13 protein-coding genes, 3 tRNA genes and 1 pseudogene are annotated in these 15,120 nt (G+C 41.8%); 9 read left to right on the top strand and 8 right to left on the bottom strand.

The features are described from left to right. The 5 genes and pseudogenes from ABWO12_RS05180 to ABWO12_RS05160 all read left to right on the top strand — a co-directional run. Positions 1–209: agmatine deiminase family protein (locus tag ABWO12_RS05180; RefSeq protein ID WP_353087716.1), on the top strand; the 209-nt coding region annotated here is incomplete at its 5' end. Positions 210–640: 431 nt separating this feature from the next. Next, a pseudogene (locus ABWO12_RS05175) lies at positions 641–2,046 on the top strand (MBL fold metallo-hydrolase). After that, complete coding sequence (locus ABWO12_RS05170) at positions 2,046–2,252, top strand: hypothetical protein (RefSeq protein ID WP_353087715.1); 207 nt, start codon at positions 2,046–2,048, stop codon at positions 2,250–2,252. The pseudogene ABWO12_RS05175 and the gene ABWO12_RS05170 overlap by 1 nt, the downstream one beginning before the upstream one ends. Beyond that, complete coding sequence (gene trxA / locus ABWO12_RS05165) at positions 2,245–2,550, top strand: thioredoxin (protein WP_353087714.1); 306 nt, start codon at positions 2,245–2,247, stop codon at positions 2,548–2,550. Before ABWO12_RS05170 ends, trxA begins: the two co-directional genes overlap by 8 nt. 138 nt (positions 2,551–2,688) lie before the next feature. Then, positions 2,689–2,895, top strand: a complete 207-nt coding sequence (locus ABWO12_RS05160) for a hypothetical protein (protein ID WP_353087713.1) — start codon at positions 2,689–2,691, stop codon at positions 2,893–2,895. A 412-nt stretch (positions 2,896–3,307) separates the two neighbouring features. Here the strand turns inward: ABWO12_RS05160 and ABWO12_RS05155 are convergent, their stop codons facing one another. Both ABWO12_RS05155 and ABWO12_RS05150 read right to left on the bottom strand, forming a co-directional pair. Continuing rightward, positions 3,308–4,072, bottom strand: a complete 765-nt coding sequence (locus ABWO12_RS05155; protein ID WP_353087712.1) for a C40 family peptidase — start codon at positions 4,070–4,072, stop codon at positions 3,308–3,310. A 5-nt stretch (positions 4,073–4,077) separates the two neighbouring features. Continuing rightward, positions 4,078–5,259, bottom strand: a complete 1,182-nt coding sequence (locus tag ABWO12_RS05150; protein ID WP_353087711.1) for an acetyl-CoA C-acyltransferase — start codon at positions 5,257–5,259, stop codon at positions 4,078–4,080. Positions 5,260–5,507: 248 nt separating this feature from the next. Between ABWO12_RS05150 and ABWO12_RS05145 the strand changes: the two genes are divergently transcribed. From ABWO12_RS05145 to ABWO12_RS05135, 3 genes are all read left to right on the top strand, one after another. Further along, positions 5,508–5,591, top strand: a tRNA-Ser gene (locus ABWO12_RS05145). A gap of 8 nt (positions 5,592–5,599) precedes the next feature. Beyond that, positions 5,600–5,674 (top strand) — tRNA-Pro (locus ABWO12_RS05140). A gap of 4 nt (positions 5,675–5,678) precedes the next feature. Continuing rightward, positions 5,679–5,752, top strand: a tRNA-Arg gene (locus ABWO12_RS05135). 185 nt (positions 5,753–5,937) lie between these two features. Here ABWO12_RS05135 and ABWO12_RS05130 read toward each other — a convergent pair. From ABWO12_RS05130 to ABWO12_RS05115, 4 genes are read right to left on the bottom strand one after another with little or no spacing between them, the layout of a single operon-like run. Beyond that, complete coding sequence (locus tag ABWO12_RS05130; RefSeq protein ID WP_353087710.1) at positions 5,938–7,392, bottom strand: TolC family protein; 1,455 nt, start codon at positions 7,390–7,392, stop codon at positions 5,938–5,940. Beyond that, positions 7,373–10,495: an efflux RND transporter permease subunit gene (locus ABWO12_RS05125; protein WP_353087709.1), complete on the bottom strand. Its 3,123-nt coding sequence runs from the start codon at positions 10,493–10,495 to the stop codon at positions 7,373–7,375. Before ABWO12_RS05125 ends, ABWO12_RS05130 begins: the two co-directional genes overlap by 20 nt. Positions 10,496–10,519: 24 nt before the next feature. Next, entirely contained in the window at positions 10,520–11,602 is a 1,083-nt protein-coding gene (locus tag ABWO12_RS05120) for an efflux RND transporter periplasmic adaptor subunit (protein ID WP_353087708.1), read from the bottom strand. A 56-nt stretch (positions 11,603–11,658) separates the two neighbouring features. After that, complete coding sequence (locus ABWO12_RS05115) at positions 11,659–11,988, bottom strand: hypothetical protein (protein WP_353087707.1); 330 nt, start codon at positions 11,986–11,988, stop codon at positions 11,659–11,661. Positions 11,989–12,140: 152 nt separating this feature from the next. Here ABWO12_RS05115 and ABWO12_RS05110 point away from each other — a divergent pair, with 152 nt between their 5' ends. After that, positions 12,141–12,827 carry a M15 family metallopeptidase gene (locus ABWO12_RS05110; protein ID WP_353087706.1) on the top strand — a complete coding sequence of 229 codons (687 nt, stop codon included), beginning with the start codon at positions 12,141–12,143 and terminating at the stop codon, positions 12,825–12,827. Here the strand turns inward: ABWO12_RS05110 and ABWO12_RS05105 are convergent. Both ABWO12_RS05105 and ABWO12_RS05100 read right to left on the bottom strand, forming a co-directional pair. After that, the gene (locus ABWO12_RS05105) at positions 12,824–14,008 is read right to left on the bottom strand and encodes a class I SAM-dependent methyltransferase (protein WP_353087705.1); all 1,185 of its coding nucleotides are present in this window, start codon (positions 14,006–14,008) and stop codon (positions 12,824–12,826) included. The genes ABWO12_RS05110 and ABWO12_RS05105 overlap by 4 nt on opposite strands. A gap of 2 nt (positions 14,009–14,010) precedes the next feature. Continuing rightward, the gene (locus tag ABWO12_RS05100; protein WP_353087704.1) at positions 14,011–15,102 is read right to left on the bottom strand and encodes an AI-2E family transporter; all 1,092 of its coding nucleotides are present in this window, start codon (positions 15,100–15,102) and stop codon (positions 14,011–14,013) included. Positions 15,103–15,120 lie beyond the last annotated feature (18 nt).

The following is a 15,120-nucleotide window of genomic DNA, read 5'->3' as shown; positions in this document are numbered from 1 at the left end:
CCAATAATGAATCCGTTAATTTCTGGAGTTACATCAACAGTTTAACCCTAAACGGATCGGTAATTATTACTGTTTTTGGTGTTAGCGAGGATATTGTAGCTCTTGATGCTTATCGACAAGCTATGCCAAATTATAAGATAATTGGAATTAATTTTAGTAAGTACCCGGTTGGCTCAGTGCATTGTCAAACAAAAGAGATGTTTAAGTAGATGTTTTTTTGGAGAACTTTGACTTATTATCTGATTTAATAATTAACTTGGGTATTGCTTTTGATTCAGCTAAAAGATCCATCTTTTATTTTAAAATAGTTGATAAACTAGAAGGAGAAAATGATACGTATTACAGTCTGTTTCTTACTACCAAAAAGAAAACCAGCCCATAATAGCACCTGTAAGAAATTGGGGGTTCAGTGGTTAAAACGATTTTTGTAATTCTAATAAATTTTGAGCTTGATTGAAAGTGAAGTGCTCCGAAATCGCCATCTTCGCCAAGCCCGTAAAAGTTGTAGGTAGTGTTTTTTTGTTTTTAGTTTTGTAAGTATCCTTTCGACAGCGGTGCTTCTTATTTTGTTAAATTTGTAACAAGGGTTACATCATAACTCCGCACAACCTTGTAGTTTTACAGCAAATTAGTTTACCCTATGAAAATAGAACAAATTTACACCGGATGCCTCGCCCAAGGCGCCTATTATATCGAAAGTAACGGCGAAGTAGCCATAATCGATCCGTTGCGTGAAGTACAATCGTATATCGATCGTGCGTTCCATGAAGGAGCAAGCATTAAGTATATTTTTGAAACCCATTTCCATGCCGATTTCGTAAGTGGTCACGTCACGTTGGCCGAAAAAACAGGTGCTCCTATTGTGTTTGGACCCAATGCCAATCCCACATTTAAAGCCCATATTGCGGCCGATGGGGACGTTTTTACTATCGGCAACATTACGCTAACCGTTTTACATACACCAGGGCATACGATGGAAAGTACCTGCTATTTGTTGAAAGACGAAAACGGGAAAGATCATGCACTTTTCAGTGGCGATACCTTGTTTTTAGGCGATGTGGGCCGCCCTGATTTGGCGCAAAAAGCTGCCGATATGACCCAAGAGGATTTGGCTGGAATTTTATACGATAGCCTCCGCACCAAAATTATGCCGCTGGCCGACGACGTCATCGTATACCCGGCTCATGGCGCGGGTAGTGCTTGTGGAAAAAATTTGAGTAAAGAGACCGTTGGCACTATTGGGGAACAAAAAGCAACCAATTATGCGCTTCGTGCCGACATGACGAAAGAAGAATTTATCAAAGAAGTTACCGACGGTTTGTTGCCACCACCGGCCTATTTCCCGATGAATGTGCGTTTGAATAAAGAAGGGTATGAAAATGTTGAAAATATCATTGCCGACGCCCAAGCGCTTGATGCAAACGCTTTTGAAGCCGCAGCCCAAGAAACCGAGGCGCTGATTTTGGATGTACGTCACCAAGACGATTTTTCCAACGGCCATATTCCCGGTTCGATATTTATTGGAATTGATGGACAATTCGCTCCATGGGTGGGTGCGTTGATTCTAGATTACAAGCAACCTATTCTGCTGGTAACCCCCGAAGGACGTGAAAAAGAAACCATTACCCGATTGGCGCGCGTGGGGTATGATCAAACGTTGGGCTACTTAAACGGCGGTTTTGAGGCTTGGAAAAAAGCAGGCAAAGCGAACGATACCTTGAATTCCGTTACGGCTGCCCAACTAGAGACCTTACTGCCCGAAGGTATTCACGTTTTTGATGTACGTAAACCGGGTGAATATGCTTCCGAGCATATTGACAATGTACCGTCAACGCCCTTGGATTTTATCAACGAACATTGGGCAGAATTTCCTAAACACGACTCGTTCTACGTGCATTGTGCCGGAGGATACCGTTCCGTTATCGCAGCTTCTATTTTGAAGGCACGCGGTTATCACAACGTAATTGATATCAAAGGCGGATTTGCAGCTGTGCGACAAACGGGAATTAAACTACCGCCTACGTATGTCCCTCAACGTTAAAATAATGAAAGAGCGACTTTTTACGCGTTGGCATGTAATGCGTGTAGTGCGATTGGCTTTTGCCGGATTTTTATTCGCCAATGCGTATGAAACGCGCCAATGGATTTTTGTACCCATGGGATTATTTTTCCTGCTTCAAGCGGTATTCAATTGGGGGTGCGGAATCCAAGGCAATTGTACGGTGAATTTAAAAAAAGAACATCATGAATAGTAGTTTTGGCGAACTCATTAACGCTGATAAACCGGTGTTAATTGACTTTTATGCTACCTGGTGTGGTCCCTGTCAAATGCTGGCTCCCATTTTAAAAGAAGTTAAAGATGCGCTTGGGGATTCCGTTTCTATTGTAAAAGTCGATGTTGATAAAAACCAAGATTTAGCGGCCATGCAACAGGTTCGGGGCGTCCCCACTTTAATGTTGTATCAAAAAGGACAACTGTTGTGGCGGCAGTCAGGGGTGGTTTCCAAAGAGCAACTCGTTCAAACGATTGAGGCTAAACGCTTTCCATAAGCGAAGTACGTTTTCATAGGGCTGTTATTTTTTAAGTTTTCAAAGCCCCAAATTAAGTAAGAAATAAGAGTGGAGGTCAACCATTTCCACTCGTTATTTACTATCTTTGAACTAGAAACGAATTAAAATAAATAAAGTATGAAGAGAATGATTTCCCTATTTGCCGCTGCAGCCTTTCTTATTGCGGTAAGTGGCCAAGCCCAAGAGCAAGAAAAGAAAGAAAAGAAAAAAGCGAAAACCGAAAAATCTTGTTCGACAGAAGAAAAGAAAGCCTGTGGAACAGAGAAAAAAGGCGGGTGTTGCGCTAGCAAAAAAGCCGATAAAAAAGCAGAAACAAAAGCTTAATTTTGTTTTCAAATCCAAAAGCGTTTCCTCACCGAGACGCTTTTTTATTTCCTATTTCACCATTGCCCCATTGTCACATAGACACATTGTCTCATTGCCACATTAACTTGGGCGCGCCCCCTCGGAATCTCCTCCCTCTTCGAAATGAAATTACCCTCCTCGGGGTCGGGTCGTTCGTTGCAATCTTGTCTCCGCTGCGCTGCGTCAAGGATTTCCACTGCCACCCCTCGCGCGGGAGAGCATTATGAATTTTGTTATTCTAAATTTTAAATTAGCCTACCTAGGAACTAAGCATTACGAGATTTATCATGGCTACACCTTGTGAAACATCGTGAAAACATCCTGCCACTTTGTGCTACAAAAATTTAAACCATTAAAAAAAAGCGACTCAGTTTGTGAGACGGCTTCATTTTTAAGTCACTTTTTTAATCACACGTAAACGATGGGTGTGTCGATTTTCCTCAGCGTTGTAAATGCCTAAATGGTCTAATCGATCGACGCGAACTTTACCACTGGCGTGGATGATGAAATTGTTTTCTAAAATGATCCCAACGTGGATGATCTTGCCTTCTTCATTATCAAAAAATGCCAAATCACCCGGCTCACTTTCTTCAATAAAACTCAACACCTCGCCCTGGGTAGCTTGTTGCGATGCATCGCGTAAAAGAGCGTATCCATTGAGTTTGTAAACCATTTGTGTAAAACCAGAGCAATCAATACCAAAAGGTGATTTTCCTCCCCACAAATAAGGTGCATTCAAGTACATAAATGCCGTGGGAATCAATTCCGATTTCGGTTTTTTTCCTGTAATTTTCAAGCCTTCAAATCCGAATTGCCCCCGATTGATGTCCGCATGGTTTAGAAAAGTCAATGATGCCCCCAATAATAATGGAATTAAATGATTCTCGGGGGTAAACGCATATTCAACCAAATCTGCATTCAAGATTAACGCATCTTGCGATAATTTTTCAAATTGGTCTTGTGTAATTTCTAGACATTGTTTTCGGTCAATCCATCCTTCGTAGTGGTCGAAATGAAGTTTGATTTTTAGCCATTGTTTTTCTTTGTCTATAATTTCAAAATGTTCCCCAAACATGACTTGTGACACCATTTCACTTCGGTCACTCGGTTCGGCGCGCAGCGGAATTACAGAAAGGGTACAAAGGGCAAACTTCATTCTAATTAGGCAATTCGTTCAATTACTAAAGCAGATGCACCACCACCACCATTGCAAATGGCCGCAGCCCCAATTTTTGCATTATTTTGTTGCAAGACATGGAGTAGCGTAACGATTATACGCGCTCCTGAACATCCAAGAGGGTGACCCAATGAAACAGCACCGCCATTCACATTGACTTTATCATTTGGTAAATTTAAAATCTTTGCATTCGCAAGACCCACCACTGAGAACGCTTCATTGAACTCAAAAAAGTCCACTTCATCGATAGCCAATCCCGCTTTTGCAAGGGCTTTAGGTAAGGCTTTTGCAGGTGCTGTAGTAAACCATTTTGGTTCTTGTGCTGCATCGGCATACCCACGGATGACTGCTAAGGGTTGCAATCCCAATTCTTCAGCTTTCTCAGCACTCATTAAGACTAAGGCTGCAGCCCCGTCATTAATGGTTGATGCATTGGCTGCGGTAACCGTTCCATCTTTAGTAAAAACTGCATTAAGAGTTGGGATTTTGTCCAAACGAACATTGGTATACTCTTCATCTTTTATGACCATGATTGGATCCCCTTTACGTTGAGGAACTGCAACAGGAACAACTTCTGAATCAAATTTACCCGCTTCCCAAGCTTGAGCTGAACGCTGATAGGATTGTATTGCAAAATTGTCTTGCTCTTCACGACTAATGTTGTATTCGGTAGCACATAAGTCGGCACAAACACCCATGGCATTGTGGTCGTAGGCATCGGTTAACCCATCTTTTTGCATCCCATCGACTAGGGAAGTAGGTCCAAATTTAATACCATTGCGCAGGTGAACGTAGTGGGGAATCATACTCATATTTTCCATACCTCCAGCAACAACAATTTCGGCATCACCAGCCATAATCGCTTGCGCACCTTGCATGATAGCTTTCATCCCAGAAGCGCACACTTTGTTGACCGTTGTGCACGCAACATTTTCAGACAATCCAGCAAATAAAGCCGCTTGACGTGCGGGAGCTTGTCCAACACCTGCTTGAACAACATTGCCCATCAATACTTCATCGACAAGATTGGGGTCGAGTTGAATTTTTGCTAAAGCACCTTTAATAGCAGCTGCTCCTAAATGGGGCGCAGCAACCGAGGATAGGGCACCCATAAAACTTCCGATGGGAGTTCGAGCTGCCGAAACGATGACCACTTTTTTACTCATATTAATTTTAAAATTTCAATTGGTTTGTTTGTAGTGCAAATCTACTATTTTTTAGGAAATAGCCTGATTTTCCCCTTGTATTTTCAAGGTTATTTTACTTTTTTAAACGCTATTGAATTGATAACTAATGGATTTATTTTGGGATAGCATAAATTCGTAAAAAATACGTGCAAATAGTTGTATTTTTTACTTTGTTGCGTTACATTTGCAACCGCTTAAAGCGAAAGTTCTTTCTTTTTTAAGAATCAGGAGAGGTGCCGGAGTGGTAACGGAGCAGATTGCTAATCTGTCGACGGGTAACCGTCGCCAGGGTTCGAGTCCCTGTCTCTCCGCTTCTTTTCGGGGTGTAGCGTAGCCCGGTTATCGCGCCTGCTTTGGGAGCAGGAGGCCGCAGGTTCGAATCCTGCCACCCCGACAAAGGTCCAGTAGCTCAGCTGGATAGAGCAACTGCCTTCTAAGCAGTAGGTCTCAGGTTCGAATCCTGACTGGATCACAGTAAAGCCTCTGTTTTGGGGCTTTTTTTGTTTCAAAAATATGCGGTTTCAAGTTCCAAAAAATTCACTTCCTGTTAGAAACAAGAACCATAAAAACATTTTTTCATTTTACCCCAAAAAAGAACAAGGGCATTTTCGAAAAAACACCCCTGTTCCAACAGAAAACCAAAAAAAACAATTCAATCTATTGCGAGGTCTCAAGACTTCCTCCCAATGCTTTAAACAATACAATCGTATTTAATGTTGTATCCAATTCGAAATGCAATAAATCCAAATCGGCTGTAAGTTTATTTTTTTGCGTATTAATCAATTCCATATAATTGGCATATCCTGTGATATACAAATCGTTGGCTACTTCCACCGCACGTTTCAAATGCCCGACCTCTTGCGCTTTCAATGCCAATGTTTTTTGATAGATTTCGCGTTTTCCCAATAATGTTTGCAACTCCGTATAGGCTTGAATTACGCTTTTTTGGTAGCCCCAAAAGGCAATTTCTTGTTCTTTGGAAGCCACATTAAATTCCAATTTCAATTGAGAACGATTTAACAAAGGCGTAAACAAACCGCCTAGAAGTTGGTAGGTTAATGATCCGGGAAGGAAAAGGGTTTCGGCAGAAAAAGCATTATATCCAAAACGGGAGCCCAGAACTAATCGGGGGAGAAAGGCCGCTTTGGCTGCTTTGGCATCGGCCTGACTCGCTTGTAACTCAAAATAGTGTTGCAACACATCGGGACGATTGAAAAGCATACGTACATAATGTTCTTTTGCTTTGGAATCTTCATTATTGACCGTCATTAACGTATTGCCACGATCAATACGATACGTATATTTTCCGAGAAGGGCATTGAGCGCATTTTCGACTTCGAGCACTTCAATTTTCAACAACGAAATTTCAGTTTCCAGATTTTTACTTTGGGCTTGAAATTGTTGAACGGCCAATTCAGTGGCTTTTCCTACGGTTCGTTGTGCGGCAATGATTTCATACGCTTTTTGTTGTAACGCATAGTTTTCTTCATAAATCGTAAGCTTCTTGTCTAAAGCAATCAATTCAAAATACAGTACAGCGATATCGGTAAAAAGCGCCGCTCTTACTAAACGTTCTCCTTCACGTGTGGCCAAATAACGATTCCTAGCCGCTTCTGAAAGTTTCTTGAGTTTTCCCCAAATATCGGCTTCCCAAGCACTTTGTAAGCCTACAAAAAAGTTTGGGGTAAGATTCGTATTAATGATTTGTCGCTCACTAATATTGGACGACAAGTTGGTGTCAAAGTTGCCTACACCTTCCATCGTATAGTCTCCAAAACGGGTACCACTCGCCGAAAGTTCAAGATCTAAATTGGGTAATCGAACTTTCTTACTGCGCACCAAATAACTATTAGCAATGGCAATACGCTCTTTTGCTATTTGTATATCGGGATTGGAGGCCAACGCTATTTCAAACAATTGTACCAACTTTTTATCACTAAAGTAGATTGAAAGTTTGGGGGTTTCTTTTAATGTGACACTATCTGGAACGATGGCCATCTCACCTTCAGGTAGTGGAGCAATGGTCTTCGTGGGTGCTAATTTTGGACTAGCACATGAAGCCAAGCAGCCGCATACTAAAATAAATATGACCTTACGCAGTTGTTGTTTCATTTTTGAATTTTTTTTCTAAGGTTGCAAAAAAGATATAAAGCCCAGGAATGATCAGTAACCCAAAAACAGTACCGAGTAGCATTCCACCAGCCGCCGCCACACCGATGGATTGATTTCCAACAGCACCCGCGCCAGAAGCGATACACAACGGAATCAAACCAGCGATAAAGGCAAAAGAGGTCATAAGAATAGGACGTAATCGTTGTCGGGAGCCTTCAATGGCAGCCGAAATAATCGATTCTCCCTCTTGGTTGCGCGCCATTGCAAATTCTACAATCAGAATCGCATTTTTAGCAAGCAAACCAATCAGCATGACCAACGCCACTTGCGCATAAATGTTATTTTGAAGTCCCGCGAGATTCAACGCAAAATACGATCCGAAAATCCCTGTAGGCAAACTCAACAAAACGGGTAGGGGAAGTAAAAAACTTTCGTATTGCGCAGCTAACAAAAGATATACAAAAAGCAAACAAATCATGAAGATAATCGTCGTTTGATTTCCGGATAAAATTTCTTCCCGCGTCATTCCCGACCATTCAATAGTGTATCCTCGAGGAAGTTGTTTTTCGGCTACGCTTTCTACCGCTTTAATTGCATCTCCCGAACTGTATCCAGGTGCTGGTTCACCATTAATCATTGCCGACATATACATATTGTAGCGGGTGAGGATTTCAGGACCATACACGCGTTCCAAACGCACAAATGTCGAAAACGGAACCATCTGACCTTGATCGTTTTTCAAGTAAAGATTTAAAATACTCTCTGGGGCATTCCGGAATTCGGGTCCGGCTTGAACCATCACTTTATACATTTGCGTAAAGCGGATAAAGTTGGTTGCATAATACGAACCCAGCAAAGTCTGTAAGGTTTCCATTGCGTTTTCTACCGAAACTCCTTTTTTGGTAGCCATATCATAATCCATGTGGACAAGATATTGGGGATAGGTCGCATCAAATCCCGTGAAGTTGTTTTGTAATTCGGGTGCTTCATTTAAGGCTTTGATAAATGCTTTTGTAGTTTTATCCGTATCGGTTAACGTTCGTCCTGACTTATCCAACAACCGCAATTCATATCCACTCGCGTTTCCGAAGCCCGGTACGGTTGGAGGAGCAAACACTTCAATGTCGGCATCGGCAATCTTATCTGTTTCAGCGGTCAATCGTGCAATTAGTTCATCGGCTGAGATATCGCGTTCTGACCAATCTTTCATGTTGATCATCGCCATTCCGTAGGATGCACCCGCAATTTCGGTTACGATACTGTACCCCGCCAACGTAGTTACGTTCTCTACACCTTCCATTTCTTTGGCCAATTGTGTAATCTGCGTCAGTACTTTTTCTGTACGTTCAACGGTGGCGCCTTGGGGTGTGGTTACACTCACATACACCATCCCTTGGTCTTCAAGCGGAATAAAGCCGGTAGGAAGAAGTTTGCTATTGACCACCATTAATCCAATGAAGGCGATGAGCAAACCGAATGTTATCGCAGTTCTAGTGGCAAATCGGGACAACAAATTCGTATACCGCTGCGTCAAACGATCAAAACCGGAATTGAATTTTGTAAAAAAGCGTTGCAACCCTCCTTTGTGCGTGCCATGCTGGTGCGGTTTCAATAAAATAGCGCACAATGCTGGCGTAAGTGTCAATGCATTAACCCCTGAAATTACGATACTTATGGCTAAGGTCAGTGAAAATTGTCGGTAGAAAACGCCAACGGGGCCACTCAAAAAGGCTACGGGAATAAATACCGCCGACATTACCAAAGTAATAGCCACAACAGCTCCAGCAATTTCTTTCATCGACGCAACAGTCGCTTCATAGGGCGCTAAGCCTTCTTCCATCTTTACGTGAACGGCTTCTACCACCACAATCGCATTATCGACCACAATTCCGATGGCTAACACCAAGGCAAAAAAAGTCAATAAGTTGATCGAAAACCCGAGCATTTGCATAAACGCAAAGGTTCCAATTAAAGCCACAGGTACCGCCATGACAGGAATTAAGGTGGAACGCCAATCTTGTAAAAACAAAAAGACAACAATACCTACCAGCAAGAATGCTTCCAACAACGTTTTGATTACGGCACTAATCGAAGCGTCCAAAAATCGGGAAACATCGTAAGCCAGGTTGTAATTCATCCCGGGAGGAAAGGAAGTGCCTTTTAATTCGGCCATTTTGGCTTTCACCCGTTCGATTACTTCGGAAGCATTTGAGCCTGGACGCTGTTTCATCATGATAGAAGCCGAGGGTTTTCCATCTGTTTTTGAAACCATCCCGTAACTCATTGCTCCAAATTCAACTTTGGCGACGTCTTTGAGTTTTAAAATAGTCCCCGAAGCATCCGCGCGCAAGGGAATTTCTTCATATTGTTCGGGGGTGGCAAATTTACCCGTGTATTTGACCACATATTGCAACTGACTGGAGGTTTTTCCTGAAGTTTCTCCCACTTTACCAGGAGCTGCTGCAATGTTTTGTGCCCGTAAGGCAGCAATAACTTCTTGCGCCGAAATCGAGTATGCATTTAGTTTTTGGGGATCTAACCACACCCGCATGGAGTATTCTTTTTGCCCCATGATTTCGGCACGTCCCACACCGTCGATGCGTTTTAACTCTTGTAAAACGTTGATATCGGTAAAGTTGTAGATAAACTGCTCGTCCATGTTTTTGTCCTCACTCGTAATATTGAGGTACATCAACATACTATTCACCTCTTTTTCGGTGGTAACCCCAGCACGGATTACTTCTTCTGGCAATTCATCCAATACAGTGGTTACCCGGTTTTGAACGTTTACCGCTGCCACATCAGGATCGGTTCCTACTTCAAAAAACACCTGAATCATGGTCAACCCGTCGTTGGAAGTTACGGTCGACATGTAGGTCATTCCAGGTACACCATTGATGGCGCGTTCGAGAGGTAAGGCTACGGCATTGGCCGAAACTTCAGCATTCGCTCCCGTATATTTTGCCGTTACCGTTACCGAGGGAGGGACAATGTCGGGGAATTGGGTAATGGGCAATTGCAGCAAGGCCATCACACCCAACAAAACAAGAAATATAGAGATAACCAAGGATAACACCTTGCGTCGTATAAATAGCTCGATCATGAAAAAAGATTTTGTCGTGGATCCTTAGATTTTGGAACTGATTTGAATGCGGTCCCCGTCACGAAGCGATTGCGTGCCTTCGTAGATGATACGATCGCCTTCTTCAATACCGCGACTCACCAAATAATTGGAGGAAAGCACGGCTCCGATTTGAATCGTACGCATTCGAACTTTTTGGTTGGAATCTACCACAAAAACATAGGTTTTATCCTGAATCGAAAAGGTAGATTTTTTTGGAATGGTAATGACGTCTTTTCGTGTTTCTGAAATGACCAATTTACCCGATGTTCCGTGTTTAATCAAGTGTTCAGGATTGGGGAAGGCTGCCTTAAAACGGATAGACCCCGTACTTCGGTCAATTTCGCTTTCGGCCGATTTTAAGGTGCCTTTATAGTCGTAATGTACCCCGTTGGGCAACACTAATTCAATTTTTTGATGCTTCCCAAGCTTGTCTTCTGCAATGAGTTGAAAGTAAAGACTTTCGGGAATGGAGAAGTAGGCATACACTTCTTCCAGTTGTGAAAACGTGGTCAGTAAGGCTCCGTTTTCAATTAAACTCCCTTCTTTAAAAGGAATCACGTCAATCACTCCATCAAAAGGGGCAGTGATTTTAGTGAAAGCAATTTTTTGCAACACGGTATTTCGTTCCGCTTCCATAAAGGAACGTTGTGCTTTTTTGGCTTCCAATTTGGCTTTGATCATGTCCAATTCATTCTTGGCAATGATGGCTTTGTTGAAAAGACTTTGGTGTTGGTTGAGTTCAATTTCAGCCATACGAACATCGGCCTTCGCTTGCTGTAAGCCCGCAGTAGCTTTGGAGAGTTCCATCCGCAATTCGGCATCATTGATTTTAAACAAAGGTTGTCCTTTTTTGACATATTGTCCTTCGTTGACATAGATATGGTGGAGGATACCCGAAATACGCGAACGAATTTCAATATTCTTTTTGGCTTGAATATCCGTCACAAAATCGTTAGAAATTAAGGTGTCTTTTTCGACAACTTCCAAAACAGGGTATGCTTTATTTTCTTTATTTTCAACAGAATTTGAACGTTGACAGGCACTTACAAGCCCCAAGGCTAGAAGTCCCAAAACGAGATTTTTCATAGGTCATTTTTTGATTACAATTGATTTTCTGTTTAAAACGGGTACGAAAATCGGAATCAAAAAAGGTGAAAAATGTGTAAAAACCGTTGCGTACGATGCAACAGTGAAGGGGTGTTTTTGGCAAAAAGGGTCGAAGGGAGAAATACCAATCGCTCCTTTTGAGCAGGAGCGCAAGATTGCTTTTGGGTAACTTTTTGCTGTTGTAAACGAAATTGTTGTTGTGCTGTGGAAATCGGATTCTCTTCCGCGGTGTCTTGAACAGATTCAATCGCTTTTTTGACGCTCATGTCCAAAACTTCATCACAGTGCTTTAACCCGACTGACAAGGCCATCATCGCACTGAAGATGAAAATTAAAAACGAACGAAACAATTGCATCGGTTGCATTTCTTTGTTTTAAGTGGAGCAAAATTAATAGATAAAATAGGGGGGACTTGCGACTTTGTAATTAATTTAACATTTGAAAAAGTTCAAATACTCTTGGTTTTTTTTGTATTTTTCAACAGCTTATAAAGCCTATAATTTACTACCGTAGTACTATGAAAATCAGTTGTTTTTTGGGATTTCTTGGTTTGCTATTGATGGGTTGCTCGTCGACGGATAAAGCTTTTTCCAATCGTGATTTTTTAAAAAATAATTATCTGAATTCAAAATCGTTAGCCATTTACGAGGGCATCCATGATACGGCTTTTGTTAGGGTGCGCAATTATGAAGGTTTTTTTGTGTTTGACATGAAATATGCTTCCTCCGATAATTTTTTGAAAACGGCAGTCTATGACTGTTCCGAATGTTATTTACGCATGAAAACAGTTCGAAACTTAATTGAGGCCAACAATGAGTTTTTGGAAAAAGGGTATCGGATTAAAATTTATGATTGCTACCGTCCTTTGGACATTCAAAAGAAAATGTGGGCAATTTTACCCGATGCAGACTATGTCGCCGACCCTAAACGCGGTTCCATTCACAATCGAGGGGGAGCCGTTGATATCACACTGGTAGACAAAGATGGAAACGAATTGGATATGGGAACTTCCTTTGATCATTTTGGTCCTGAAGCTGCGCACACCCATGCAAATTTACCGGCCAAAGTCAAAGCCAATCGCGCCTTTCTAAAAGAAGTGATGTTGCGCCATAATTTTAGAGCCTTCAAGTCGGAATGGTGGCATTACAATCTAGCGGGTTCCCTCAAGGATCCGTTAGCCAACTTTAAATGGGATTGTCCTTAATCGCTGATTTTCGCTGTTTCAAGGACGGCTTTCTCTCCTTTTTCTAAAGTTACAAAAAACCAATAGCTTGTACCTCCGTCAGCTATTTTCCATTTTTTGCGTAAATCAGCGACACTTTCTGGAAAGTTCCGTGTGGCCACATGACCTTTCTTTCCTATTAGCGATTTCATTGCTGCTTTTTGGTAGGGAAAAACACGGCGTATTTGAAAGCGTCGCCCCGGATAGTCGATAAGCGCTGTAGAGGTAAATAAATGCGTGTGGACATGTAGTTTTTTTAGCTCCAATTGATGCGCCAAGACATCATAGCCTCCCGATTTCATTAAGGCTGCATTGGGTTCATACAAATAACTTTGTGGAGCCGCAAGTTCGACGGGAACACGCAACCCAAATTCATGGGTAAACAAAGAGGCGTTATCTGTTTTAAACAAAGTAACGGCAGTAATTTGTAGGGGTGTAGCAGTGTTTTTTCGCAGGTAAAACAACAACTCTTTTACTTCATTTTGAACCGCAATCACTTGTACTTCCGACACATACTTTAGTTCGTGAAGTGCAGCGGTAATATCCAAAAGAGGCGCTGTTTTAATCAGTATTTGATCGGTATACTTAAAATATTCATCTACGAGTTCGGGCACATTGGGCGTACAATCGCTCAAGAAAAATACTTTTCCTTTTTCCTCATGGCGTCGCGACGGGTCGAGGTAAAGCCAATCAAAACGGGTATTGTTTTGTCGTAAAAAGTCCAAACCATCGCCTGAAACTAAGGTAAGATTATGGACCCCCATGGTGCTACTATTATGCGCTACCATTGCTGACAATTGGGCATCGTGTTCGCAATGAACCACCGATTGAAAATGTTGTGCAAAATAGTAAGCATCTACGCCAAAACCTCCCGTAAGGTCGATAAGGCTTGCTCCATGAATCGTTTGCGCTTTGTAAGAAGCCGTTATTTCGGAGGAGGTTTGTTCTATCGAAATTTTAGACGGATACAAGCACATGGGGGTGGTAAACCATGTAGGTAATTTTTGTGCCGCTTTGGCTTTGGATTCAATTTGTTGTAAAATGCGTTTGTAATCGAGGTGTGGGAACGGATTTTTTTGCAACGCCAATACCGAAACGGGGGTGCTTAAATGGGCATTGATGAAGTCTTGTACTTCGGGTTCCAAAAGCGAATGATCGATCATCGTTATAGGTTCTTGGTCATTTGACGCACGATGTTGGCCTCGGGGAAAAAGGTTTTGGCAATGACTTTCACTATGGTAAAAGTAGGAACCGCAATAATCATCCCCATGATGCCGAATAGAATACCCGCAATCAAAACCACCAAGAATATTTCTAGCGGATGCGATTTAACACTTTTCGAAAAAATGATGGGCGAGGTGATGTTGTTATCAATTATTTGTACAATTGAAAATCCGATTAAAACGTAAAGGGTGGTGGGTAAGGTCACCGTTGAAAAATCGGCATTGATGTTGGAAAGCATCGTCAATACGCCTGCAATACCGGTTCCAATCATTGGCCCAACATACGGGATAATATTGAGTAATGCACACAAAAACGCAATAACAAAGGCATTTTCTACATCAAAAATAAGGAGTACAATCAAGTATAAAATGCAGACAATGGTCAGCTGAATGATGAGTCCAATAAAATACCGACTAAGCAATTCACGTATTTTATCCACCGATTCTAAAATGGGTTCTTGATGTTTTTCGGGCAAAACATATTTGGCGCCTACTAAAAATTGCACCTTATCTTTTAAAAAGAAAAACGTGATGAAAAACACCGATACTAGACCAATACTGAGACTACTTACCGTATTGATGATTTCATTAAGGAAATCGGTTATTGAATTAAACTTCAGTTTGGAGGTAATTTCAGATTGTTTTATCAATCCATCCAAATCCATATTGTGTTGATGTAAATACGTATCCACTTGTTGGTAAAGCGCCATCAAGCGTATCTCAATGGCATGAGCATCCAATAAGGAGAGTTTATTGCCTTGGGTGACGATAAGGGGAATAAATAAAGAAATTAACCCCACGAGTAAAAGCACAAACAACGTCAAGGTGAAGGCTACCGCAAAAGTATTTCCAAACTTTAATCTTCGGCGTAAAAACTCCACTATGGGATTGGCAATCAATGCCATTACAATCGATACCAAAAGGTAAACAATTACGGCTTGAATGCAATAGATGAAATACAATCCCAAGCCCACCAATACAATAACAGCGAGAGCCTGAAGAATACCGAGAGCGATAGTTTTGGAAGGGGTCATAGGATTACGATTTTGTCA

This window comes from Flavobacterium sp. (assembly GCF_040379285.1).
In the GTDB taxonomy this organism is placed as follows: Bacteria; Bacteroidota; Bacteroidia; order Flavobacteriales; family Flavobacteriaceae; genus Flavobacterium.
Note: the sequence above shows the minus strand (reverse complement) of the source record. Positions and strands in the feature narration are given on the sequence as shown.

Bases quoted from the DNA above. Each gene is read 5' to 3' on its own strand.
- ABWO12_RS05155 (WP_353087712.1), bottom strand. From the start codon at position 4,072: ATGAAGTTTGCCCTTTGTACCCTTTCTGTAATTCCGCTGCGCGCCGAA.
- ABWO12_RS05130 (WP_353087710.1), bottom strand. From the start codon at position 7,392: ATGAAACAACAACTGCGTAAGGTCATATTTATTTTAGTATGCGGCTGC.
- ABWO12_RS05170 (WP_353087715.1), top strand. From the start codon at position 2,046: ATGAAAGAGCGACTTTTTACGCGTTGGCATGTAATGCGTGTAGTGCGA.
- ABWO12_RS05160 (WP_353087713.1), top strand. From the start codon at position 2,689: ATGAAGAGAATGATTTCCCTATTTGCCGCTGCAGCCTTTCTTATTGCG.
- ABWO12_RS05150 (WP_353087711.1), bottom strand. From the start codon at position 5,259: ATGAGTAAAAAAGTGGTCATCGTTTCGGCAGCTCGAACTCCCATCGGA.
- ABWO12_RS05125 (WP_353087709.1), bottom strand. From the start codon at position 10,495: ATGATCGAGCTATTTATACGACGCAAGGTGTTATCCTTGGTTATCTCT.
- ABWO12_RS05120 (WP_353087708.1), bottom strand. From the start codon at position 11,602: ATGAAAAATCTCGTTTTGGGACTTCTAGCCTTGGGGCTTGTAAGTGCC.
- ABWO12_RS05105 (WP_353087705.1), bottom strand. From the start codon at position 14,008: ATGATCGATCATTCGCTTTTGGAACCCGAAGTACAAGACTTCATCAAT.
- ABWO12_RS05100 (WP_353087704.1), bottom strand. From the start codon at position 15,102: ATGACCCCTTCCAAAACTATCGCTCTCGGTATTCTTCAGGCTCTCGCT.
- trxA (WP_353087714.1), top strand. From the start codon at position 2,245: ATGAATAGTAGTTTTGGCGAACTCATTAACGCTGATAAACCGGTGTTA.
- ABWO12_RS05115 (WP_353087707.1), bottom strand. From the start codon at position 11,988: ATGCAACCGATGCAATTGTTTCGTTCGTTTTTAATTTTCATCTTCAGT.
- ABWO12_RS05110 (WP_353087706.1), top strand. From the start codon at position 12,141: ATGAAAATCAGTTGTTTTTTGGGATTTCTTGGTTTGCTATTGATGGGT.